Raw genomic sequence first — 23361 nt, forward strand, 5'->3', positions numbered from 1 at the left:
TACAACGTTCATAACGTTTTAAACCAGCAGTTGGCAAGCTTTATTACAAAAAGAACATGAGCACAAGCGCGATTGCCAAGCCGATATACTTCTTTGACGAGGCTGACGGCAAGAACAGGGCACTCCTTGGAGGCAAGGGCGCCGGCCTTGCGGAAATGACAAAGCTGGGCCTGCCAGTCCCACCCGGCTTTATAATCACGACTGACATTTGCGAAAAGTTCTACGAGGCAGGCAAGCGCCTGCCGGACGGCCTGATGGACGAGGTGCGCAAGTCCATCCGGCGCCTTGAAACGATAACTGGCAAAAAGTTTGGCGACGCAAAAAACCCGCTTCTTGTCTCCGTCAGGTCAGGCGCGCCGGTGTCGATGCCGGGCATGATGGACACGATCCTCAACCTCGGCCTGAACGACCAGACGGTGGAAGGACTTGCCGCGCAGAGCGGCGACGTCAGGTTTGCGCTTGATGCCTACCGGCGCTTTATCCAGATGTTTGGCAAGATAGTGCTTGGCGCAGACGACAGGCAGTTTGAAAAAGCGTTTGCAGGAAATAATAATAATGGCATCTCTGGCGAAAAGGCGCTGCGGCAGGTCATCGCGTCGTTCCGCTCGCTGTGCGAGGCAACGGGCAAGAGGTTTCCTGACGACCCGTACAAGCAGATAGAGCTTGCAATCGACGCGGTGTTTCGCTCGTGGATGGGCAAGCGCGCAGTAGAATACCGCAGGCAGTACGGAATCACGCCGGACATGGCAAACGGCACCGCAGTCACGGTCGTGGCGATGGTGTTCGGCAACATGGGAAACGACAGCGCGACAGGCGTCGTGTTTACGCGAAACCCCGAGACAGGCGAGAAAAAGCTGTACGGCGACTATTTGGTTAACGCGCAGGGCGAAGACGTCGTGTCGGGCAAGGCAAACCCAAGCCACATCGACCAGATGGAAAGCGAGATGCCGAAGGTGTTCAGCCAGTTGAGCCAAGTCTGCCAGAAACTGGAAAACCATTTCAGGGAATGCCAAGACGTCGAGTTTACCGTCGAACGCAGCAGGCTGTACATCCTGCAGACAAGGACGGCCAAGATGAGCGCAGGTGCAAGCGTCAAGACGTCGGTGGACATGTACCACGAAGGCCTCATCAACAAGGTCGAGGCGCTGCAGCGAATTGACCCGGAGGGCCTTGAGCAGATACTGTACCCGAGGATCGACAGCCATGTAGTCAGGCAAAAGCCGGTTGCCACAGGGGTTGCGGCATCGCCGGGCGCGGCAAGCGGTATCGCCGTTTTTGACGTAGCAAAGGCAGAGGCGATGGGCAAGCGCGGAGACAAAGTCATCCTCGTCAGAGAGGACACCAAGCCGGACGACGTGCCGGCGTTCTTCCAGTCAGTCGGCATACTCACCACTAGGGGCGGCAAGACCTCGCACGCGGCGGTGGTGGCAAGGGGCATGGGCAAGCCGTGCGTAGTTGGCTGCTCGCAGATAGAGATAGACCCGGAGGGCGCAAGCTTCTCCGTCAACGGCAGGGTGGCAGTCACAGAAGGCCAAAAGATAACTATTGACGGATCGACAGGCAGGGTGTATACAGTTGAAGTGCCCACCGTGGCTCCCGAGATAACGTCAGAATTCAAGGAGATCCTGCAGTGGTCGGCCGAGATGAAGGCGATAAGGATCCGCGCAAACGCCGACACGCCCGAGAGCGCGACTCTGGCAAGGAAGTATGGCGCAGAAGGCATCGGGCTGTGCAGGACAGAGCGCATGTTCAACCAGCACGACAGGATCGCGCTTTTCACAAAAATGGTCATGGCCGAGACGGAGCAAGAGCGAGAAAAAGCTCTGGCGGAACTTGAGCGCCTGCAAAGGTCCGACTTCAAGGCGATATTCAAAGAGATGCAGGGGTTGCCGGTGACTATCAGGCTCCTTGACCCGCCGCTGCACGAGTTCCTTCCAAAGGAAGAAGACCTGATGATGCAGATTTTCGAGTTAAAGTCGGAGGGCGGGCACAGGGCAGAGGCAGAAATGCTAAAGCGCGAAAAGATGCTCAGGCGCGTGCGCGAGCTTTCCGAGATAAACCCGATGCTCGGCCACAGGGGCGTCAGGGTCGGGATAACGTTTCCAGAGATATACGAGATGCAGATACGGGCAGTGTGCGAGGCGGCGGCTGACCTCACAAAAGAAGGCGTCAGGGTAGAGTCGCAGATAATGGTGCCGCAGGTGGCAACCGTCAACGAGCTTGCAACCGTCAGGCACATGTTCGAGTCTGTAAAACGCGAGGCCGAGCACAGGCACAGGATCAAACTAAAGATAGTCTTTGGGAGCATGATCGAAGTCGTCAGGTCGTGCCTCGTGGCAGACGAGATTGCTCACGTAGCTGATTTCCTCAGCTTTGGCACGAACGACCTCACGCAGGCCACGTTCAGCTTTAGCAGGGAGGACGCTGAAGGCAAGTTCCTGCCCTTTTACCTCGAGAAGGGAGTCATAGCGGTCAACCCGTTCCAGAGCATAGACCAGAAAGGTGTGGGGCGGCTGATGAAGATGACGATAGAGATGGCAAGGAAGGTGAAAAAGGACATGGAGATAGGCATCTGCGGCGAGCACGGAGGCGACCCCAAGTCCATCGAGTTTTGCACCACCATCGGGCTTGACTATGTGAGCGCCTCTTCGCACAGGATACCCATCGCCATCCTTGCAGCGGCCCAGTCGGCCATCAGGGGCAACAAGAGCGGCAAGCTGTCCAGATTCCTGACTGATTGATCAAAAAATGTGGTTGTTTTGTCAGGTTCAGTCCAAGACACACATCCATACGCCCTATTGGTCAATTGTTGTTAGTGCTGCAGTTGTTGTCGCTATCAGTTGTTGCTAGTGTCCAGCGAATCCGCCTTTGTCTGCCTCTCGCTGTTCCCCAGTCATTACCGCAGGCGCGATTTTTCTCCTTGCCACAGAGAGCGCCATGACAACAGACGCAATTGACACCAGCGCCGCCGTGAGGAATATCATGTTGTACGCGGCCTCGGTCGGAAACGTGCCTGGAACTCCCGGGACGGTCCCCTGGTCCATCTGCTGGAACATTCCGGCAAACGACGGGCCAATCGACATTCCGACTAGGTTGAGGAGCATCGCCATCCCAAGGGCAATTCCGGTCACCTGCATCGGCACCGAAAGGAGTATCACGTTAAACGCGCCGGTGATTGAAAGCGAGAGCCCGGCTGCGATTATCCCAAGCCCAACCGATACAATGTCTTCTGTCGAATGGAACGCCAACAGGCTAAAGAATCCCATAGTGCTGATTGCAGTGCCTATCAACAATAGCCTGACGTTGCCGACTTTATTCAAGAGGAATCCCGACATTATCGTCCCTGCAAGCAGTACGATCATGAAGGGAAGCTGAACCCTTGCGGAGGTTATCGCGTCCCCTCCAAACCCAAGCGGCTCGGGGCTCCTCACCATGACAGGGATAGTCTGGTACACCATGAACATGGACATGAAGACCAGCATGATGACGATGACGGGAGGGAGGAAGAGCTTGCTGGTCATTATCTTCAGGTCTAGCAGAGGCATCTGCACTCTCTTTTCGATGGCGATAAATGCCGCAAGAGATGCCCCGGATGCCGCAAAGAGGCCTGCAAGCTGGTACACTGAATTGTCGCTGTTGGTTTCAAGCAGCGATATGCCTGCCAGAAATGTGACTATCGTGGCGGCAAGTGCTAGTGTTCCTTTTATGTCGATTTTCTGGGCATTTGATAGATTACCGCTGCCGCCCGCTTCCATTGTCGGCATTGGGATATGCCGGACGTGCACGAACTTTACTATCACAAGCAAGAGCGCAATTGCGGCAGGCAGTATCGCCAGAAACGTCGCCTGCCATCCAAAGTTCTGGATTATGGCCGCGCCGGCTACCAGGCCGATGACGGCTCCGCCGGAAAATGTAGAGCTGAATATGGTCTGGCCTATTGCAAGCTTTTTCTCCGGAAGGACTTCTCTGATGATTCCAAAAGCAATAGGGAACATCGCCATCCCGACTCCCTGCGCCACTCTCGCCGCGACCATTATTTCGATGCTGTGGGCAAACCGTCCTGAAAGGATGCCCATTGCATAGACTGCCATCACTATGAGCAGTATCTTTTTCTTGCCATAGATGTCAGAGAGCTTGCCGGCAATCGGCGTCATGACCGCTCCCGCAATTATGTAAGATGCAAGTATCCACGACGAGGTGCTGTACGAGATGTGGAAATCGCGGATGAAATCCGGGATCGCTGGCAGTATCATCGTCTCGTCAAACATGACAATCAGGCCAAGGCAGCTCAGGATTATGAGCGTCCTCCATCCCGAGCTATTCACGTCTTGTTTTTCTACGCTACCCACTCGCTTTTCAACTACCTACACGTATTCTAGAACCGGCTCGAAAGCCAAAGAGCTGTAAAGGTGCTAGGCAACGTCAAGCAAATCCCAGGCTCTCTGTCTTGCGCTGTCACGGAACGGTTATCTTGTGCCTTCTGATAATTAAACGTTTGATTCTTCAATCTCGGGTGTTTCTCAAACCGCGGCACGAATTGCCTCAGGTTTTGCGTAGCGGATCCGGCTTTATCGTTCACAGGTGTATGTTCTTGGATAGCATATAATGGATTCCGCCCCAAGGGGAGGTTTTACTTGCCGACTCTTGCAGGATCTAGAGAAATAAAATACGGCATCTGGCGGGCGGACAGCTTGAAAAGCTTTTCAAGCCTCTGCAAATGTCATCTAGTTCTTTTTGCCAACGATCATGGATATTGGGAAATAGAAATGGATCTTGTTTTCTTTTAGGTGGCTCCTCATGCCCAGGTTGTCCTTGGTCAAGTCTTGCTTGAACAAGAGGCGGATTTTGTCTGCATCGTTCTGGCTTGGACTGGACGCTTGAAGAATGCTTTCCAGCTCGACTTCCAAATCATGATGCTCGATTTCAATATCTGTCAGGCCTGCTTCCCTCATGATGTTTTCCAGTTCTGTCAGTGTTAATGCCCCCACGTGCGACGAATCGCGCAGTTTCTCTACGCGGTTGTAGGCGTCCACCTTGTCAGGGTCAGGCGTCACGTCAATGACCAGGATCTTTCCTTTGCTGGCACACACGCGCTCCATCTCTTGCAACACTTTTTTTGGCTCAAGTAAGTGATGGAAACTGTACCTTGTCACCACCATGGAAAACGACGAATCGTCAAAAGGAAGCGGTTTAGAGACGTCGCCAATCTTCCAGGTTATGTTTTTTAGTTGTTTTTCCTGTTGCGCTTGTTTTGCCTGCTCTATCATTGCAGGGGTCAGGTCAATTCCGGTCACATGGGAGACAAACTGTGCAAATTCACACGACACTATCCCGGTGCCGCAGGCCACGTCTAGGACCGTATCATCTGGCTGCGGCTTGCTTAATTTTAGCATCAGCTCCTTTCCATGCTGGTTTGAATGCTCCGACAATTGATGATAGTGAGCCGCGTTTTTTGTAAACTGCGAGATTATAGACGCGTTATGAGATTTGTCGTCATCATCATGATCAATCTGTTTGGCACCCATTTCCACTTCTCTAAACCATACATAGGATATAAACCAGATTTGTGCTCGGACCGTACAATTATCTCCAGTCTGGCTGCATAACTATTATTGCCATACTTCAAACCAAGACATAATTAATTAAAGCTTAAAATGTGGGGGAGAGAACGTCAATTGCGTACATATGTCTTCTGAAGGTACTGGCAGCGTAACCTACGAGTGCATGCGCTGTGGCACGCCCGTGACTGTCGAGGAGCTGTCACGCCTGCCAGAGATAAAGTGCATCTGCGGCTTTAGGGTGTTCCGCAAGGCAAGGCCGCCAATAGTAAAGCAGCTAAAGGCTGTCTAGCTGTTACTTTTCTTTTTCCTGTCGTCAAGCATCCTGTTGTACGAATGGAACTTTTTTGCGTGGTCGCGCATCTGCTCCATGCCGTCAAAGCCCATGCCGCACTTTTCGCAGACGTACTGCTTGTTTTCATGCGCCACCTGCTGGTGCTGCATGAATTCTTCGACCTTGCGAAACTTTTTGCCGCACTTTTCGCATTCGTGCTTTGCGGTAAAGAAAAAACCTGCCATTTACTTCCCCTGGCTGTTCCTTGCATCCCAGCATTTCCGGCACATCTGCCCCTTGATCTTCCAGGCAGGCTTGGGGTTGTAGCGGATAAATCCCATCTTGGCCCCGCAAGTGGCGCAAAAGTTCAGCCTTTTGGTGTACTCGGCCTCCTTTTTGTTAAAGCAAGGCTGGCACAAAAGCGTCCCGGGTTCCATTTCCCACTGCCAGCGCGCCTTGACTGCGACGTCGCCAAGCTCTGCCTTGCACACGGCGCAGTGGTCCGGCTCTTCTTGTTTTTGCTGCTGCGATGGCCTCGACGCAAACTCTTTCATCTTTTCGATGTGGCAGTCGCTGCACAAATAGCCCTCTATCTGCCATTCATCCTTGGGCTTGTACTTGTGTTTCAGCTCCCTGCCGCAAAGGGCGCACATGACTGGCTCTCTTTTACCACCAAAGAGCAAGATATAGCTGCTCTTGGCACAACGGGTAAAAAAAGTATGCGTGAGCAGGCGGCAAGATGAAAAATTGCATGAACGGTTAATATGACATAATATAATTGTGCAGTCTACAAAATATTTTAATAAAAGAACTCCCTACCCCGTCTCGGTATCTAAATTATGAAGAAAATCGAAGCTGTGGTCCCTCATGCGCGCGTCGAAAGGGCGTTTGCCGCCCTCAAGGAGCTTGACCTTGGCGGCATCACGTATTTCGAGTCAAAGGGCCGGGGAGAGATTCCGCGCCCCAAGATCCACTCTGGCAGGGGAACGGGCACCTACACCCCCGAGTTCAACGTCAACTCGACCATAATGGTGGTTGTAAAGGACTCGATGGTGGAAAAAGTGATTGAAAAGATACTGGAAAGCACCAGCTCGGGGCTAAAGGGCGAAGGCAAGATATTCATCTCTGAAATTGAAGACGTTATAGACGTAGGGACGAAAAAGCGCGGAGAATCGGCTCTCTAGTGTGTATAAAAAAGAGAGCTAGGTTGAAGCCAGCAACAGCTCTTCAATAGCCTGGCTTGCGTTTAACATGCCCTTTTTCTTGGCATATTCCTCGACCACCTTCAGCTGGTCGGGTGTGAAGCATATCGGCATCGTCCTCTTGCCTTGTTCTTCAGGTATAGTAGTTGCTTGCATGTCACATACTAGAGGGGGCAAGATTATAACTCTTTTCTTCTTCGACACTGGTGAAAAATCGGATGAAAACCGACTGCTGCTGGATTCGGGTCATGGCGTGTTGAATCAGGGTGATGCTAGAATTTTGCAAGTAGATAAACCAAGAATGACAATTTCATCAAATACTAATAGCAAACCTTTTCGTGTAATAAAATATGACCATGATTGACGCAAGACGCTTGGCAATCAGAACAAAATCGATATTCCAGCCACTCAGTCAACAGGAGGCAGCCATGAACATCACCCGCGTTCCGCTTCTCGTCATCCTCGTCGTCTTGGCGCAGCACGCGAGCATCATCATGTCGTCGGGAGGTAGTTCTGACGGAGGGCACCATGGCACAGGTTGACTGGTACATCGAAGGAGTCGAGTTCAGCAATTGCAACTGCGACTACGCCTGTCCTTGTCAGTTCGAGTCACGCCGGCCCACACACGGATACTGTCGCGGCTTCGCGGCCGTCCGCATCGATAAGGGCCACTTTGGAGATGTGGTGCTCGATGGCCTCGGCGCAGCCCTCCTCTACGCTTTTCCGGGACCGATCTACGAGGGCAACGGCGAGTGTCAGGCCGTCATCGATGAGCGGGCGGACGGCAAGCAACGAGACGCTCTTGCTACCGTCCTGTACGGTGGCGAGACCAACGAGGGGGCGACCCATTGGTGGGTCTATCGGATGATGTCAAGCATCGTCCATCCCCCGCTTTTCAAACACATCGAGTTTGACATGAATATCGAGCGCCGAAAAGCACGCATCGTGATCCCCGATGTGCTCGAGTCCACCGCCCGTCCGATCCGAAGCCCTGCGACTGGGGCTGAGCATCGCGTCCGCATTAACCTCCCGAATGGGATCGAGTTCGACCTCGCAGAGATCGGCAGTGGCATCACCAAGACGATGGCCTCAATCGCCCTCGACCTCAAGGACACCTACTGTCATTTCACTGTTCTGCGCCAGTCGGGCAAGGGGGTGGTCCACTCACGATAGAATCCAACCGTGTGTCTGCACTTCTTCTAGAGAGCTTCGTCGCCAGTCTCTTTGCTTCCAATGTCGTACGCTTCTGCCACGTCGTAGACAAATATCTTGCCGTCAGATGCCGAGCCGGTGCTAATGTTTTTGAGGATGTCGTCAATTATCGGCTTTGCCATCGAGTCGGCCACCAGCACCTCAATTTTTGTGCGGAACCCAAACTCCGGCACGTAGCGCATGACGCCCCTTCCGACTGCGACAGGCTCTCTTTTTGCGCGGCCCCTGCCTTTTATGTCGTAAAACGACATTCCTCCGACCTTGTGCTTGTGGAGGATCTCGTTAACCTCTTCGAGACGCTCGTGTGGAATTATCAGGTCCAGCCTCTTCATGTTTCTCTCTACAACCCAATTACTGTCGGCAAAACGTAATAAGCATTGCTAAACTAACAAATTATAAAATTATCATAAAATTTCTGTTTAAAGATATAATATAAAAAACAGAGGGATGAGAGGAAAAAAGAAAAGCCTCTCCGCCATGTCAGGGCGACTTTATTGTCCCGCCATTGACGATGGTTCCGCTGTTTTCAATGTGGCTCTTGCTGTCGATTACCCCGCTGTTGAAAAGAGTGCCGGCGTTTGCAAGGGAGCCAGTGTGGATAAAGCCGCTGTTGCTCAGTATGCCCGTCTTGGCGTTCTCGATGCCCCCGGGGGACGAGATTGCAATTGTAGCTGCGTTGTTCAGGACGCCATCGTTCAGAATGCTACCGCTTCCACCGACTTTGCCGGTGTTGTCAAAAGTGCCCTTGTTGTGGATCTTGGCTCCGGCGGCGATGTTGATCGCGCCACCGCCACTGTTCTGTATTGCGCCCTGGTTGACCAGCACTATCCCAGAGTCAACCGCAATCGCGCTGTTGCCGGAAAGGGCCAGAGCGGATCCTGCAGGAATGGCGCACTGGTGCTCAGAGGAGTTCCACGTTGCGTTCCCTCCGGACAGTGGGAGGGCTTTGCAGGACGCTTCGCCGCTGATGTGAAAAGTAGCCGCAAATGCTGGCGAAGGCAAGGCTATCGCAGGCACCGCCGCTATTATTAGCAGCAGTGCGATCGTCACGGCGAACGCTGGTATTGTTGTCGTCGTCATCGATATTGCCGCGTTAATTTTTTTTCTTGTTCTTCTGCCTTCCATGCACATCTCGGTGTCTTGCAGGCGGCAGTTCCTAATATTTACTAGGTAATTACAATGCAGACAAATTTTCAGTATTTCTGTTATAGCCTATTGCTTGGCTGTTACGCCGCCGTCGACCACAAGTATCGTCCCGGTCACCCACTTGGCGTCGTCTGATGCCAGGTACGACACCGCGCTTGCGACATCCTCCGGCTCGCCTATCTTGCGCAACGGAAAAGTCGATTCAAGCACCTTTTTGGCGTTTTCGTCCTGCAGGTACGGCTCTATCATCGAGCTTCGGATGGTGGAGGGCGCGACGCAGTTGGACCTGATCCCGTACTGACCGTACTCGACTGCGATGCTCCTTGTGAACATTATCACGCCGGCCTTGGTTGCGCCATAGACTGCAAGGGGCACCTTGGGTATGGAGCGTATGCCAAGCACCGACGAGACGTTGACGATGCTCCCGCCCTTGTTGCCGTTCATCATCACCGGGATGACTGCCTTGGTCATCTGGAACGTGCCTATCAGGTTGGTGTCGACAAGCCCGCTCCACTGGTCTTCTGTCATCTCGTGGAAGCACACGGGGTCGTTTATGCTGCCCGCGTTGTTGACCAGGATGTCTATTCTGTCAAAGGACGATATAGTCTGCTCGACCGCGCTGAGCACCTCCGCCTCTTTTGTGATGTCGGCTGCAACTGTCAGCGTGTTTTCCTTGTTCCCTGCCTCGGCAGCCGCCTTGGCAAGGCGGTCTCTGTTTCTTCCAATGAGGACCACCTTGCAGCCTTCTGAAACCAGCCTCTTTACTATAGCCCGCCCAACGCCGCCTCCAGCACCAGTGACGATAGCAACCTTGCCTTGAAGAAGGACCATATATGACGGCTAATTGGCAGCCTAAACTTTTAAAGTGTTTGAAAGCAGGTTCTCACGCTGCAAGAACTATTTATTCTCTCTCTTGACCGCCTTTGCCACGGCTGCCTCCAGCTCTCCGACAATTGCAGAAATGTCAGACGGATCGCTCTTGAAGGTGGCGCCTGCGGCATAGTCGTGGCCGCCGCCCTCTGGCAGGTACGATGCCACCTGTCGGCATGATATGCGGTCATTGTTCCGGCGTATGCTCACCTTGCCTTTTGCGCTGTAAAACATGGCAAGGTCGGCGCCGGTCGCGGCAAACACCTCTTCAGAGAAAAGGCTGCTGTTGAGGTACGGCGACGACTGGACGTATGCCACCTTTATTCCGTCAATCGGCCGGACCTGCAATGTCGAAAGCGCCTGCACCTTGGCCTCGTCGCGCAGCTTGGAATACCGGGCATAGTCTTCGTGCATGTCCGTGTCCCACAGGATGCCCTTTGCCGACTTTTTTGCAAGGGCTGACAGCCGCTCGTAAAAGTCCGGGAAATTCTGGTAGTAGCGTATAAGCTCTGTAATGGGCGTGAGGTACTGGTCCTTGGTGAAAAAATCCATCGTGTGGGCCATGCTTGCCAGCTTTTTTGCAAGGTCGTTTTCCGGCACCAGCCTTTCGTACATCAGGTCCGCTGCACATTTTGCGCCTGATGGGTCGTGCACCAGCTCGGCGTACTCCTTTACGGCGTCGATTGCGGCCTGCGACCAGGGGTGGTGGTCCACCCACATCAGCTTCCACCCGTTGCGCGACGCGTCTGCAAATATCTGCCTGCACGTCTCTATCGCGTCGTCGTTTAAGCCAAGGTCCGCGACTATGACAAGCCCGCGCTCTTTGGAAAAGTGTGTCGCAGAGTAGAGAAAGTTGCCCATCTTTTGCATGTTCTCGACGCCATAGCCGAGGAACACCGTTGCCGCCTGCGGGTAGCGCATGAGGCCGATTGCGGCAGAGTAGAGCCCGTCAAGGTCAGACTCGTGGGAAAATATGAAAACCTTCATTGTCGCAGGCACATTTCCTTTAGCAGACCCTTTAATGAACTTGTTTTTTCAAATATCCTGTCTTTTGCGATGACGCCTTCAAAATCAGAGCGCAAAAGGAGCGTGTTGTTCAGGGCGACGTAGCACTGTATGCCAGCGTTGTTTGCCGCGCGCACGCCCAAGGGCGCATTTTCCACCACTGCTGCGTCCTTGGCTGATACGTGCAGTTTGGAAAGCGCGGTATTAAACGCAAGCGGGTCGGGCTTGCCGCGCTTGATGTCGTCTGCCGTTATGATGACGTCGAATTTTTCTTTTCCGATTGTCTCGTCAAGCACCGACTCGACATCGTGCTTGTTGGAGCCGCTCACGACCGCCTTGGCACATGCAAGGCTCTCAATCATCTCCTTTACGCCTTCAAACGCTTTTGGCCTCTCCTTCGTTTCTTTGAACAGTCGGTCTTTTTCTGCAATTACCTTCTTGGCAAGCGACGCGTCGGAATTGTGGTCTGCAAGTATCTTTTCTGCAAGCTCTGCCCCGCGCATACCTTCAAGGACGTATATCACGCGCTTTTCAACTTGGATGTTGGCGACATTCTGAAAAGCCTGCACCCACGCCTGCGAATGCGACGGCATGGAATCTACCAGCACGCCGTCAAGATCAAAGATTATTCCCCGCACGACGGAGAAAAAGATCCGGATGCGCTATAAATTTGACACTACAAAATTTGTTCATAGCAAAAGAACTGCGCAAGGCAAACTTACTTTTACGGAACAGATACCCCACATCTATCCCTATCAATTATGTTTGATACGAGCTGGTCAAAGCTGTCTCCACGCAATTCAGAGGAAAGCTCTGTCATAGAAACAAGACACTCGTACATCGTAAAGTCTGCAAAACGGCTATTGTAATTCTGTAAAGCAGTATCAAGCATTATTATCTTGCATGAATCGTTCGTCACTCCTTCAACGGTTATCACCCAAGCCCTTCCATTTTCTCTCAGGATTGCGATCTTGTTGGGTGCCTCGCAATTTCGGATGATCCTTTCTCCACATCCGGAATCGATGCAGCTGGCGCCCGCTGACATTGATTGCCAAGATCCAACATCATTGTTAGCTATAGTGATTTGGATAGGAAGAAACTGGCTTGCAAGGATTAGAGAGACTATGGCAGCAAGTCCAAGCGCCATTGCCAGTACAATCTTGTCTATCACATCATCATCGCTTCAAAATACGTCTATAAAAGAAGTAACCGGGAATTGCCGTGTTCCACTGGAAGCACGCCCCTCCCCTATCTACCGGTATCTTTCCATCCACTCGTCGTTTCTGTAGTGGTCAGGGTTGAGCCTGAAGCCCTGCGTCTGCTCGTACGGGACGTCCTTGAGCTTTAGGTTATAGTCCAGCTTTTTCTTTTTCATTATTTTTGCGAGCCAGAGCACAAAGCGGTCCTCGATGGTGTTTGCCTCCTGCTTGTTGATGTCAGGATAGACGTCAATGAGCACCTCGACAAAATCAGGCTCAAAATACAGCATGAAAAAGTCCCATCCGAGGGCCTTGCCGGCGGACGAGCACTCGACGTTTCCCTTTGTGTGCGCGCCCCATTCCAGGCCGCCGATAAATTCCATTATCCGGGCGTGTTCCTTCTCAAAGTCGATGCAGGCGCCCTGGATCGCTATCATTGGTGGCTTGTCTGCAAACTTGCGGTTCACCAAGTCTACCTTAGATTCCCCGGCACTCTATTTAAATAGATTGATTGATTTCAGGCTAGAGGTAGCGCTTTAGCACCGAGGACACGCGTTCTGCGCCCAAGTCGAGGAAATAGTTGCCGATCCTCGGACCCCTGTCAGCGTTTAGGAACATCCTGTACAGCAGCGTGAAGAACTCTTTTGGCTCCATGCCGTTTGCCCGGGCGATGTCAAACACCCTTGACTGGAGGGCCTTGGCGTTTTCCGGCGTCTCTTGTACGCCTGCAAATTCTTCATTCATGACGCCAATAAGCTCTGTCACCGCCTTTCTCTGGTTGTCTGTCAATTGCACCTCGAATTTTTCGTCGCCGACGCGGCTGGCGTTATCGTCTGCCCAGTTTGCCGCAAGCTGGATCTTGCGCATTATCGCGTCGCTCTTTTCCTTGACCATGCCGTACTTTCCAAGACGCGCAAACACCTTTTCAAGCCTGTCAGGGTCGCTTGGGTATATCGACGCCTGCTGCACGAGAAAGTGGTAGGGCGCATGCGGCGCAGGCTGCTTTGGAGGGTTTAGCTTGTTGATGTATTCGTATATGCCCTTTATCTTGGTCAGTTTCGCCTGGTTGTCCTCCTTTACCTTTCCAAAGTAGAGGCCCTCGTACGAGTCGTACTCGTCCATCAAGGCCGGCACGTCTTCAAGCCCGACGTGGTGCGTGCCGGCGATGCGCTTGAACAGCAAAAGCAGTATTGATTCCGGCGTTCCGTACCTCAGCCACATCTGCGGGGTCAGGACGTTGCCGGCAGACTTGCTTATCTTTTTGCCAGACTTGTCAAGGAACATCTCGTACTTCACGTGCAGTGGGTGCGGGTGCCCAAGTATCTCGTCGCAGACCCAGTCGTTTACCCGTACGGAATCCATGATGTCCTTGCCGTACGCCTCAAAGCGGACGTCAAACGCCTGCCAGCGCGCGGCAAACTCGACCTTCCATGCAAGCTTGCCCTCGCCTTTTGTGATGTCGGCCTCGCCTTTGTGGCCGCAGCCGGCAACTTCATTCTTGCCTATCCTGCTTCCCTTGCAGGCGTACGTCACTTTTTTCTCGTCAGGCATGTACTTTTCAGCGGCCGCGGTGTACAGCCGGCCGCAGCTGGAGCACACTGGAAAGTAGGGAAGCACGCTTACGTACTTGTCCTGCCCCACAAACTCGGCTATCTTTTTTCCTAGCTTTTCGCTGCTCTGCAGTATCCTGTCTATCTGGCTGACAAGTTTTCCAGACTTGTACGCTTCGCGCCCGCTCTGGAACCGGTATTTTATCCCGGCCCCGTCAAGGCCGTCAAGGAGCAGGCTGCTCATGTGCGCGCCGTACGACGCATGGCAATTGCCGAAAGGATCCGGGATCTCCGACACGGGCCTTGCGATGTGCTCCTTGAGCCAGTCGGGCAGGCCGGCGGGTATCTTGCGCAGGCCGTCCATGTCGTCAGAGTAAGCAATCAATTCAGCCTTGTAGCCCATGTTCTGTAGCGCAAGCGCGATTCCGTACGCCCTAACTGCGTCTCCCATGCTCCCGATGTGCGGGATGCCGGAGGCTCCAAGGCCGCTTTCCACCCTTATCAGGTCGAGCTTGCGGCCCAGCTTTTTCTCCCTCTTTATCAGGGTGTCTGCTACCTTGTCAAGCCACGTACCCTTGCCAATTACCGATTGATGATTGTGATTATCCTCTTCCTTCATCTCTATAGCACCTTTGAAACGTAGGGCCCGTCTTGACGGTATCCTAGTCGTGTTTTATAGTATTCCCTTGTCCCGACTGCGCTGATGACCGCGATTTTCTTTGCGCCCAGCTCGTCCCTTGCAATCCTTTCTGCTTCCTGCATCAGCTTCATACCATAGCCCCGGTGCTGGTACGACGAGCTGTCGGCTTCAAGGCCTACTCCAAGCGCCTGCCCGTACACGTGCAGCTCGCGCACTATTGCAGCATCATCTTGCAACTCTTGCCGGTGCGGGCGGTTCACTTTTCTCAGGCGCAAAAAGCCAAGGATAGTTTCGCTGTCGGCGCTTTCGTACGACAGGAAAATTTCCCTGCCGCCAGACGCGGCATAATCAGCCCTCTTCATCACAACTTCATCTTCTGCAGGATACCGTCTCTGCAGGCCGGCCTCCCTGCATCTTATGCACGCGCAATTATGGCCTTCTCTTTTCAGGCGCGCAAGCACTATTTGCCGCAGGTTGCCGCTCTTTGGCCCCGCCATGATATCATCCGACTCTATCTCGCGCTGTACGCGCATTATACGCACGTACTGCGGAACCATTTTCTTCATTTCCACAATCACGCTTACAAGGTCGTCATCAGAATACGCGTGGTACTTGCCGGCATTGTAAAGCTGGTACAGGCCGGTGTGCTCCAGCACAAGCGTCGGGTAGACCTTGAGCATGTCCGGCTTGAATGCCTCGTCCTCAAACAGCCGCTTGAAATCTGCAATGTCTTTATCCGGCGAAGAGCCGGGGAGCCCGGGCATCATGTGCGCCACTATCTTGTAGCCCGAGTCGCGGGCTATGCGAAACGCATCAATGACGTCGTCAAGGGTGTGGCCCCTGTTCACCAGACGGTAGACCTTGTTATCCAGCGATTGCACGCCGATTTCTACGCGCGTGACTCCAAGCTCCAGCATCAGGTTGACGTGCGGCTCTTTGCAATAGTCGGGCTTGGTTTCAACTGTAAAGCCGACGCAGCGGTTCTCTGCGCGCTCGTTTGCGGCTATTGCATCCTGCAGGCTTTGCGATCTAGAGCCGTTCAATGCGTCGTAGCATGACTTGGCAAACTCGCGCTGATAGTCCTCCGGCATAAACGGAAAGGTGCCGCCCACGATGACAATCTCTGACTTGCCAGTGTCATGCCCCCTTGCCTGCAGCTGCTTCATCTTTGAGGAGACCTGCTCGTACGGGTCGAACTGGAATTTCTGCGCGGCCCTTGTGGCCGGCTCCGTCCCCGTGTACGAGAGCGGCGTGTTGAACTCGATTCCGCCGGGGCAATAGATGCACTTGCCGTGCGGGCATTCGTACGGCTTGGGCATCACCGCTATCACGGCCACGCCGGAGGCGGTCTTGGCCGGCTTGACCATCAGCAGCTTGCGATACCTGCTGCCTCTTGGCAGGTAGCTGATGATGTGCTCGTTTTTCGGCATCGTCGACAGGTGAAAAGAAGACGCGACATCCCTGACTATTTGGCGCACCTCGCCTGCCGACAACAACAGCGACGACTGTTTTTCAGCAATGAGCGCGGCTATGGTTCTGCACGCCTGCTGGTAGTTCGGGTCAGAGTCGGCCGCCGTGGCAAGCAATATTTTTCAAAAATGCCTTTGTTCGCATATTAATTTTTGGAAAGCCGTCTAGAGCTTGCTCTTCTTTTTTCCTTCCAGCGTTGCGACGACGCCTGCGCCTTTCTCAATCCTGCCAATGGCCTTGCAGCCCATCTTGTATCTCTTGAATGTGCGGATGACCTGCTCGGCACTTGCCTTTGGCGCAATGACGCAAAAGCCTGTCCCCATGTTGAACGTGCGGTACATCTCGCCTGTCTCTATGTTGCCGTCTACCTGTATCTGCCGGAATATGCCCGTTGGGGCAGGCAGATCGTCAAGGCAGTACTGCACGTTCTTGTTCAGGCGCGGGAGCTTTGTAAAAGAGCCTCCGGTGATGTTGGCAAGGCCGTGCACCGCGATTTTCTTTTTGAAAAGCTCCATCACTGGTTTTACGTAGATCCGGGTTGGAATCAATAGTTCTTCTCCCACAGTCTGGACAAGGTGCTCGGCGTTGTCGTCGACGGAGTATTTTGACAGCAACACCTTGCGCGCAAGCGTATAGCCGTTTGAATGCAGCCCGCTGCTCTCCACGCCAAGGACGACGTCGCCGGGCTTGATCGCGCTGCCAAGGAGCGGCTTGCCGCCATCCACGGTCCCAAGGACCATGCCAGCAAGGTCAAACGCGTTTTCCTCGCCTGCAATGACGTCCGGCAGGACAGCAGTCTCGCCTCCCACGATTGCCATCTGCGACTGCCTTGCACCTTCCACAAGCCCGTGCGCGATTTGCTCAAGCAGTTTTTCGTTTGCCTGCCTGAGCGCGATATAATCGATGAAGGCCACCGGCTTTGCCCCGACGCATATGATGTCGTTTACGTTCATTGCGACGCAGTCGATGCCCACGGTGTCAAATTTGTTCATGAGCTGCGCGACCAGCACCTTTGTGCCCACGCCGTCAGAATGCAGCGCAAGCGTCTGCGAGCCAAGCCTGACAAGCCCCGCGTAATGCCCAAAGCCGGAAAGCACCTTTCCGGCAGAGATCATATTGTGAGTGGCAGAAATGATGTCGCCTATCGACTTTTGCGCGGTGCGGATCTTGCCGACATCGACGCCGGCGTCGCGGTACGTCATCCTATCTTTCAATGCAGCTGGATAGGGCCAAGCACGTTATAAATAATAATACAATATTATTTCTTTGTCAGCCTTTTCTTTTTTGGACAAGCGCGGTGTGTCTTTGGACATGAATAGTTCAGTACGGCAAAACACCATCATATGGAAGAGTCTGCAATTACGGGCAGTAGCAACAATCGGTTTGAGCAGTTCTTGCAGCACCCTCAAATATTTCTCATGCGCATATACACTGTATGCGCGCGCATCAAGGGTAGCGCATGGCGGTGTTTGACACCAGATGAAAATGAAAATGTGGACTCTGACCATCATCTTCAAGAGAAATGACGAGGTGAGAGGAAAGAAGCTCTACATAAAATTGCTTGATTTTCTTAAAGACGCAGGGATTCTAGGCGCGACGGTGTGGACGGGTGTCGACGGGTTTGGCAAGCGCGGCAGGTCGTCTACCAAGCTTGAGGGGATTACAGTAAACATGCCCGTCTTGATCGAGATCATCGACGAGCGCTCCAAGATAGAGCCAATCCTTCCACAGATCAAGAGGATGGTCGGGGACAATGGAATCCTAACCATACAGGAAGTTCTTGCACTATAGTTCGTTTCCAAAATGAAGGCACGAATTGAGCTTGCGCTGAAAGATACATACACACGCAGCCCGGACAGCATAAATCCGGCGCATACGGTGGCCAACCCTGATGGCGGAAAGCGAAACGATGCAGGCGGTTATGGATCACGATCACATCACTGTAAGCATCGCAGTATTTGGAGGCGTGCTTGTCACAAGGGTGTTTGAGGGCAGCGGCTGCTACGACCAGTTTGTGGATTTTCTCAAGAGCCAGTTTGACAGGGGAAGCGCGATACGCTCTTCCATCATCATTGCGGCAGACAGCAGATAATGGCCAAGAAGGCTTAATAGCAAATTATCTACACAATATACATGACGCCAATTGAACGCGTTTGACAAGAGCAGGATAAGCATCACGGCCTGGTGCGAGGATTGCGAGTGCGTGTTTGACAACAACTGGGAAGTCGAAGCCCACAGGCAGGACAAAGGCCACAGAGTCAGAGTGACCGAGTTCTGGGTCACTGGCAGAAGATGACAACAAAAAGTAGTTTACGCTTTTCTGATGCCGCTAAACGGCGCATGAAGGATGGTCTTTCTTGCCGCCCTTACGACTTCAAACACCGCGTTGCGCAGCAGGCTTGCCGTGTCTCCAAGCATCCTGACTATAACCCCCGAGTTGTTCGGGAGGATGCTTGCGCCAAAGTAGAGGTCCTTTGAATAGCCGGCCAGGCCCGAGTTTATCTTGTCATGCAGTTCAGCAACATATTTCGAGGGCGCAAGCACGTACGTGCTTCCCACGGTATCATAGTTATCCAGCACTCCAAAAGCCTTCATGCTCCGCTTTTTTGGCTCCATGATGGCAACGTCTACAAACCTCATGTCGCCGTCCTGGTTTGTGGCCTGGGTCTTCATGTAGCAGATGTCGTAGGCAAACGACTCGCCCCTTGCAACCCTGCCGGGCGTCATTATCTCCGAGTACAGCATTGTAGCGCTGTCGTGGACGCGCAGGTTGGCAACCTGGTAGAAACGCGAATCAACATACGGTATTATCTGGTCTGGAATGTACTCAAAATAGCACCCTTCCCCAACGTCGACGTTCACTATCTGCGTTGCAAAGTTCTTTTCCATCCTGTAGATCCGCGTGGCTCCCTGCGTGGTAATGTGCGCAAGTGCGTTGTTGCGAAGCGTGATGTCCATTCTGTACCTGTCGCCCTGCAGGATGCCGCCAGACGGCGATATGATGTAAAGGTACGCCATTGACGGCAGCGCCTCTTCGAGGTACAGGGCGCGCCCCGTGTAGAGCGGAACCCGGGAGTACTGCTCTTTCACGGAGGTCTTGCCGTTATGCTCGTCCTTTTCCAGCCTCAAGATCAGGCCGCCGAGCTTGCCGGGGTTTCCCACGCCAAGCTGGTCCAGCTTTGATCCGTACGCCTGCACTTCAGGCGGTATCGCGTCTGGGATATAGTACGCCAGATCGTTGACGGTAGTTTTTGCCATCATCAAACAGCTGCAGCCTTTGGTGGTGATTCAAACAGGACGTCTCTTATGATGTGATCTGCAACCTGCTGGACGCCCTGGCCGGACTTGCAGTTGACAAACACGTACGGCTTGCCGCCCCGGATTGCCTTTGCATCGCCTTCCATCACGGCAAGGTCGGCGCCAACGTAGGGAGCAAGGTCTATCTTGTTTATGACCAAGAGGTCGCAGGTCTCTATCCCAAGCCCCCTCTTTCTCGGATACTTGTCGCCTCCGGACACGTCTATTATATAGATGAAATAGTCTGCAAGTGCAGGGCTGAAGGTAGTGGTGATGTTGTCTCCGCCGCTTTCAATCAGTATGAGGTCAAGGTAGCCGTGCTTGGACTCCATTTCCTCCACGACCGAAATGTTCATCGACGGGTCTTCCCTGACTGCAGTGTGCGGGCATCCGCCCGTTGCCAGCCCTATAACCAGCTCTTCAGGCATCAGGTGCTGCCGGGTGGCAAGGTTCTTTCGCATCCTGTCTGCGTCTTCACGTGAAATCACGTCGTTTGAAATGATGCCAGCCTTGTACCCCTTTGACGCTAAAATCGGCACCACCATCTCTATCAGCATGGTTTTTCCAGATCCGACCGGGCCTCCGATCCCCACCCGCGGAATCCTTTTTGCTGTTGCGGTATTGCTGCTCATATGTTTATTCTATCACTCACTAGCAATTTTAGTGCTCCCGGATCAAGTAATAAACATTTTAGAGGCCATCTTTTCGTGCGACATCTGCACAATGTCGATCTGCGGGGCAAACTGCCACATTCCCTCGACTGGCCTGCCTATGTTTTCGTTTACGGTCCTGACTATCACGGGCTTGAGCTCGTCGATAATCTTTTGGCCTTCGAAATGCTGGAACATGCCAAGCCGAAGAGCCGCTCCCACCATGCCTACTGAAAACGAGTACAGCATGGCAAGCCCTGCCTTCCTCTTTGGGATGGACAGCGCGTTGCACGCAACAGCCAGCGCGACAGGGTACGGGCCAAAAGCATGGCCGCTCTTTATCGCCGCGGCGTATTCGTTGAGCACCGTGTTTTCAGTCACGAAAAAGTTTGTGCACCGAAGCATCTGGGTCCCGGACCTTGCCGAGGCGTTTCTTATCTCCTGGACCAGCTTCATCGAATGCAGGATCTTGTCGACCCGGATGACATTTTGGACGTCTGACTTAGACGCATATTCGTAGGCGTTGCCAAGCGCCGCGCAGTCTGCCGGGCCCATCTGGTGCTCTATGAATATTTTGACGAGAGCAAAAAGTTCTGACACTTTGAGTTTCTTGCCGCTGTAAAAGAGCGCTTCAAGCCCGTTTGAGGTCGTGTACATTCCAGTTGGAAAGAACGAGTCGGCAAGCTGCATCATGCTCAGGTCCGCAATGTCACTGCTAGTGCTCATGTACGTCCATTCCCTCCTCTGGCTCAAACACCATCTTGGCGCTCTTTATTTCCAGGTGCTCGTTCATGTGCCCGAAAAGCTTGCGGAACATGTCAAGCTCGCTGTCGGTCTGTATGGGAAAGTAGATCTTGTTGTCCTCAAGCTTGATCGGCCTGTGCAGGTTTCCGATGGTGTGGCCTATCCTCACGGGCACCTCTATCAGGTCGTCTTTGTGCAGGGTATTTTCCTTGACTTGCACCACTGCAACATTTTCCGGCTCTAGCTCGACTACCACCATCATCTTCTTGTCGTCTGTCAAGAGTACCACGTCGCCGTGCCGAAGCCTGCTCCCTGGCGGCAGGGTGATTGCGATGTCCGTGCCCTTGTCAGAAGTTTTGCGCATCCTTACCCTCTGGGACTCTAGGCGGCTTATCCGTACTGTCTCGCCGGGGATCTGGCGGTATTTTTCCTTCAGCGAATTGTCACGGTAAATGTTGCCAAGAATGGAAGTTGCAGTAATCATCGCTGTCGTCATTATTTACTCGCTCAACCCCTTTTTCTTTTTGTCTGATGCTGATGATGATTTTGTTTCTGCCATCATCATGCCTTTCTTCTGTACTGCTTTTATCATGTCTGTCAGCCTCTGGGTATAGTCGACTGTCCCATAGTGCTTGTAGGCCGACCTGTCGACGGTCGCAAAGATCATGCCGTTGTCATCCATTTGTACGGGGGCGCCTTTTTCAAATTTTTCTGCGATGATGCAGGTCGTCACCCTGTGGTCCGGAAAGTCAAGGTTCAGGTGGGAGGCAGGGTCGACAAGGCCCGACATCGAGTCTATCTTGCCTGCAAGCACCGTGACGTGCCTTACCTGAGTAGGGTCTATCACCTTCATGTCTTCCTTGTCCACGTTTGCTTCTTCGACGCAGTGGCGGATTTGCAATTTTTGCTATCATCTCACCTTTTTGTTTCTGTCATTGCCTGCGGGCTCAGGTCTTCTGCTGCAAGGTTCCTGTCTATGCGCAGGACCGACTTGGCTATCTCGCCGGCGGCCTTTAGCGCCATCGTCTTGACCATGAGCGGGTCTACGACCCCGATCTTCCACATGTCCACCGGCTCTCCGGAATTGATGTCGATTCCATAACCGGGCGGAGATGTCTTGGCAGTCATGACCCTTTCAAGGCCGTTAAAACCCGCGTTGGTAAGTATCTGCCGCATTATGCTTTCAAGCGCGGAGGCCACCACTTCAAGGCCCACCTGCTCAAGCCCCTTGAGCCTTGCGTTTTTTACCTTGTCCATTATGTGTAGTTCTGCGGCGCCTCCTCCTGGCACTATGCCCGTGTTAAGGGCTGCTTCGGCTGCGTTTACGCCGTCAATTGCCGCCCGCCACCTCTCAAGCGACGTTTCCTTGGTCGTCCCAGAGACAACCATCGTCACCATGTTCTTGCCGGCGCCGCCCTCGATGTATATTATGCTGTTGTCCTCGTCTTCGTATACCCGCTCGGCCCTGCCCAGGATGTCCTGCCTTTTCAGGTCGTCAGCCACCCTCACGGGCTTGGCGCCGGTGTATCTTGTCAGGTGATCAATTTCTTCCACAGAGACCCTTGCGGCAAAGACGCCTTTTGCCACGAGCAGGTCCTCGACAGCCTGGTCCACCTCCGGCGACGCGATCAGGACTGCGTTGGTGCCGGTCTTGAGCATTGCGTCGACCATTTCCCGGGACTTGGCCATCCTGTCGTTTTCCATTAGCAGGATCTCCTGATAGTTCTTGTTCTCCTTTATCCACGATTCCTTGACGGGCTTTAGGTCCATCTTTGTGATCAGTATCCTTGCGCCCCTTACTTCCTGCGGGATCTCAGGGTCAAGCCTCTTTCGCTCAAGCACTATGCCATTGACCACCTGGTCTTCCATGCTGGTCTTGCGAAGCACCATTATAGCCTTGCCAAAGTCGTACTCGCCGTTGTACTTGGCGTTCTCGCCTACTGTACGGAGGGCGGTGATGACCATCTTGGCAAGCCGGGCGCCGTCCAGTTTTGAAGAGAGCGACGTCGTGACGACGTGCTCCAGTTCCAGGTCGTTGATGGTTATTGCCTTGGCGTCTTCCTCAAGGAGATGGCAGGCGTGCCTGACGCCGCTTTCAATGCCCTCCACCACCTTGGTCGGGTGGACTCCAAGTTCCTTTATCAGCCTCTTGCCTTCCTTTATCATCTCTGCAGACATTACCACTGCCGTGGTCGTCCCGTCCCCGACCAGCTGCTCCTGCCTCTCTGCTATCTCTACTATCATCCTTGCAACAGGGTGGATGGCCTTGAGCGACAGCAAAATTGTGACGCCGTCGTTTGAGACGTGCCTGTTCATCGCCTGGTCTATAAGCAGTTTGTCCAGGCCCTTTGGGCCCAGGGTAGTCCTCACGCAGTCGGCCACTGCCATGACCGCGCTTGAATTTGACTCCAGAGCGTTGTACTCTACGTGCTCTGCTATTGGACGCCAGACTCCATAATTAGGTGCAGACATATTGGCTGCCGTTTGCATTTCGGTCGAGATAAAGGTATATTGCGTTTGTATGCAAAAATTGAGCATTTCGAC

General features: G+C 53.3%; 29 protein-coding genes. 8 read left to right on the forward strand and 21 right to left on the reverse strand.

What is annotated here, in order from left to right; genetic code table 11:
* The first annotated feature begins 56 nt into the window (after positions 1-56).
* Positions 57-2741, forward strand: coding sequence for a pyruvate, phosphate dikinase (ppdK, locus tag NTE_RS12945; RefSeq protein ID WP_148701395.1), 2685 nt, complete (start codon positions 57-59; stop codon positions 2739-2741).
* 105 nt (positions 2742-2846) lie between these two features.
* On the opposite strand, the gene NTE_RS12950 is transcribed toward ppdK, so the two are convergent.
* Both NTE_RS12950 and NTE_RS12955 read right to left on the reverse strand, forming a co-directional pair.
* A complete protein-coding gene (locus NTE_RS12950) occupies positions 2847-4349 on the reverse strand; it encodes an MFS transporter (RefSeq protein ID WP_226987011.1) in 1503 nt (500 codons plus the stop codon).
* Between the two features lie 375 nt (positions 4350-4724).
* On the reverse strand, positions 4725-5525 hold the full coding sequence (locus NTE_RS12955) for a class I SAM-dependent methyltransferase (protein ID WP_148701396.1): 801 nt from the start codon (positions 5523-5525) through the stop codon (positions 4725-4727).
* A gap of 160 nt (positions 5526-5685) precedes the next feature.
* On the opposite strand from NTE_RS12955, the gene NTE_RS12960 reads away from it, so the two are divergent.
* Positions 5686-5850: a TFIIB-type zinc ribbon-containing protein gene (locus tag NTE_RS12960; protein WP_148701397.1), complete on the forward strand. Its 165-nt coding sequence runs from the start codon at positions 5686-5688 to the stop codon at positions 5848-5850.
* Here NTE_RS12960 and NTE_RS12965 read toward each other — a convergent pair.
* Both NTE_RS12965 and NTE_RS12970 read right to left on the reverse strand, forming a co-directional pair.
* Positions 5847-6077, reverse strand: a complete 231-nt coding sequence (locus tag NTE_RS12965) for a C2H2-type zinc finger protein (RefSeq protein WP_148701398.1) — start codon at positions 6075-6077, stop codon at positions 5847-5849. The two genes, NTE_RS12960 and NTE_RS12965, sit on opposite strands and share 4 nt — an antisense overlap.
* The gene (locus NTE_RS12970; protein ID WP_226987012.1) at positions 6078-6515 is read right to left on the reverse strand and encodes a hypothetical protein; all 438 of its coding nucleotides are present in this window, start codon (positions 6513-6515) and stop codon (positions 6078-6080) included.
* A 156-nt stretch (positions 6516-6671) separates the two neighbouring features.
* On the opposite strand from NTE_RS12970, the gene NTE_RS12975 reads away from it, so the two are divergent.
* Positions 6672-7016, forward strand: a complete 345-nt coding sequence (locus NTE_RS12975; RefSeq protein WP_148701399.1) for a P-II family nitrogen regulator — start codon at positions 6672-6674, stop codon at positions 7014-7016.
* Between the two features lie 18 nt (positions 7017-7034).
* Here the strand turns inward: NTE_RS12975 and NTE_RS16965 are convergent, their stop codons facing one another.
* Positions 7035-7190 (reverse strand): hypothetical protein, encoded by a 156-nt coding sequence (locus tag NTE_RS16965; RefSeq protein ID WP_193354074.1) that lies wholly within the window; start codon positions 7188-7190, stop codon positions 7035-7037.
* A gap of 218 nt (positions 7191-7408) precedes the next feature.
* Between NTE_RS16965 and NTE_RS16745 the strand changes: the two genes are divergently transcribed.
* Together NTE_RS16745 and NTE_RS12980 are read left to right on the forward strand one after the other, a co-directional pair.
* Entirely contained in the window at positions 7409-7576 is a 168-nt protein-coding gene (locus tag NTE_RS16745) for a hypothetical protein (RefSeq protein ID WP_158385557.1), read from the forward strand.
* On the forward strand, positions 7563-8207 hold the full coding sequence (locus NTE_RS12980) for a DUF1326 domain-containing protein (RefSeq protein ID WP_148701400.1): 645 nt from the start codon (positions 7563-7565) through the stop codon (positions 8205-8207). Before NTE_RS16745 ends, NTE_RS12980 begins: the two co-directional genes overlap by 14 nt.
* Positions 8208-8233: 26 nt before the next feature.
* Here NTE_RS12980 and NTE_RS12985 read toward each other — a convergent pair whose 3' ends face one another.
* The 10 genes from NTE_RS12985 to purM form a co-directional block, all read right to left on the reverse strand.
* A complete protein-coding gene (locus NTE_RS12985) occupies positions 8234-8578 on the reverse strand; it encodes a P-II family nitrogen regulator (RefSeq protein ID WP_148701401.1) in 345 nt (114 codons plus the stop codon).
* A 148-nt stretch (positions 8579-8726) separates the two neighbouring features.
* Positions 8727-9371, reverse strand: coding sequence for a hypothetical protein (locus NTE_RS12990; RefSeq protein WP_148701402.1), 645 nt, complete (start codon positions 9369-9371; stop codon positions 8727-8729).
* Between the two features lie 87 nt (positions 9372-9458).
* Positions 9459-10223: an SDR family NAD(P)-dependent oxidoreductase gene (locus NTE_RS12995; protein ID WP_148701403.1), complete on the reverse strand. Its 765-nt coding sequence runs from the start codon at positions 10221-10223 to the stop codon at positions 9459-9461.
* A 66-nt stretch (positions 10224-10289) separates the two neighbouring features.
* Positions 10290-11249: a DHH family phosphoesterase gene (locus NTE_RS13000; protein WP_148701404.1), complete on the reverse strand. Its 960-nt coding sequence runs from the start codon at positions 11247-11249 to the stop codon at positions 10290-10292.
* The gene (locus NTE_RS13005) at positions 11246-11905 is read right to left on the reverse strand and encodes an HAD family hydrolase (protein ID WP_148701405.1); all 660 of its coding nucleotides are present in this window, start codon (positions 11903-11905) and stop codon (positions 11246-11248) included. The genes NTE_RS13000 and NTE_RS13005 overlap by 4 nt, the downstream gene beginning before the upstream one ends.
* 86 nt (positions 11906-11991) lie before the next feature.
* Positions 11992-12438: a hypothetical protein gene (locus NTE_RS13010; RefSeq protein WP_148701406.1), complete on the reverse strand. Its 447-nt coding sequence runs from the start codon at positions 12436-12438 to the stop codon at positions 11992-11994.
* A gap of 81 nt (positions 12439-12519) precedes the next feature.
* Positions 12520-12936 carry a hypothetical protein gene (locus NTE_RS13015; RefSeq protein ID WP_148701407.1) on the reverse strand — a complete coding sequence of 139 codons (417 nt, stop codon included), beginning with the start codon at positions 12934-12936 and terminating at the stop codon, positions 12520-12522.
* A 52-nt stretch (positions 12937-12988) separates the two neighbouring features.
* Positions 12989-14635, reverse strand: a complete 1647-nt coding sequence (lysS, locus tag NTE_RS13020; RefSeq protein ID WP_148701408.1) for a lysine--tRNA ligase — start codon at positions 14633-14635, stop codon at positions 12989-12991.
* 2 nt (positions 14636-14637) lie between these two features.
* The gene (locus NTE_RS13025) at positions 14638-16242 is read right to left on the reverse strand and encodes a tRNA uridine(34) 5-carboxymethylaminomethyl modification radical SAM/GNAT enzyme Elp3 (protein WP_226987013.1); all 1605 of its coding nucleotides are present in this window, start codon (positions 16240-16242) and stop codon (positions 14638-14640) included.
* Positions 16243-16290: 48 nt separating this feature from the next.
* Positions 16291-17328 carry a phosphoribosylformylglycinamidine cyclo-ligase gene (gene purM / locus NTE_RS13030; protein ID WP_148702175.1) on the reverse strand — a complete coding sequence of 346 codons (1038 nt, stop codon included), beginning with the start codon at positions 17326-17328 and terminating at the stop codon, positions 16291-16293.
* Between the two features lie 277 nt (positions 17329-17605).
* On the opposite strand from purM, the gene NTE_RS13035 reads away from it, so the two are divergent.
* From NTE_RS13035 to NTE_RS16750, 3 genes are all read left to right on the forward strand, one after another.
* Positions 17606-17917, forward strand: coding sequence for a DUF190 domain-containing protein (locus NTE_RS13035; RefSeq protein WP_148701409.1), 312 nt, complete (start codon positions 17606-17608; stop codon positions 17915-17917).
* A 100-nt stretch (positions 17918-18017) separates the two neighbouring features.
* The gene (locus tag NTE_RS13040) at positions 18018-18218 is read left to right on the forward strand and encodes a hypothetical protein (RefSeq protein ID WP_148701410.1); all 201 of its coding nucleotides are present in this window, start codon (positions 18018-18020) and stop codon (positions 18216-18218) included.
* A gap of 51 nt (positions 18219-18269) precedes the next feature.
* Entirely contained in the window at positions 18270-18422 is a 153-nt protein-coding gene (locus NTE_RS16750; protein ID WP_158385561.1) for a hypothetical protein, read from the forward strand.
* A 14-nt stretch (positions 18423-18436) separates the two neighbouring features.
* Here the strand turns inward: NTE_RS16750 and NTE_RS13045 are convergent, their stop codons facing one another.
* The 6 genes from NTE_RS13045 to NTE_RS13070 are packed head-to-tail and all read right to left on the reverse strand — an operon-like array spanning position 18437 to position 23289.
* Positions 18437-19387: an urease accessory protein UreD gene (locus NTE_RS13045; protein ID WP_193354075.1), complete on the reverse strand. Its 951-nt coding sequence runs from the start codon at positions 19385-19387 to the stop codon at positions 18437-18439.
* A complete protein-coding gene (gene ureG, locus NTE_RS13050; protein ID WP_148701411.1) occupies positions 19387-20055 on the reverse strand; it encodes an urease accessory protein UreG in 669 nt (222 codons plus the stop codon). The genes NTE_RS13045 and ureG overlap by 1 nt, the downstream gene beginning before the upstream one ends.
* A 42-nt stretch (positions 20056-20097) precedes the next feature.
* On the reverse strand, positions 20098-20799 hold the full coding sequence (locus NTE_RS13055; RefSeq protein ID WP_148701412.1) for an urease accessory protein UreF: 702 nt from the start codon (positions 20797-20799) through the stop codon (positions 20098-20100).
* Positions 20789-21313, reverse strand: a complete 525-nt coding sequence (locus NTE_RS13060) for an urease accessory protein UreE (protein ID WP_148701413.1) — start codon at positions 21311-21313, stop codon at positions 20789-20791. Before NTE_RS13060 ends, NTE_RS13055 begins: the two co-directional genes overlap by 11 nt.
* A 3-nt stretch (positions 21314-21316) precedes the next feature.
* A complete protein-coding gene (locus NTE_RS13065) occupies positions 21317-21718 on the reverse strand; it encodes a hypothetical protein (protein WP_148701414.1) in 402 nt (133 codons plus the stop codon).
* A 14-nt stretch (positions 21719-21732) separates the two neighbouring features.
* Positions 21733-23289 (reverse strand): TCP-1/cpn60 chaperonin family protein, encoded by a 1557-nt coding sequence (locus NTE_RS13070; RefSeq protein ID WP_158385563.1) that lies wholly within the window; start codon positions 23287-23289, stop codon positions 21733-21735.
* Between the last annotated feature and the right edge of the window lie 72 nt (positions 23290-23361).

Origin of the sequence: Candidatus Nitrososphaera evergladensis SR1, assembly GCF_000730285.1 — an archaeon.
Lineage (GTDB): Archaea > Thermoproteota > Nitrososphaeria > Nitrososphaerales > Nitrososphaeraceae > Nitrososphaera > Nitrososphaera evergladensis.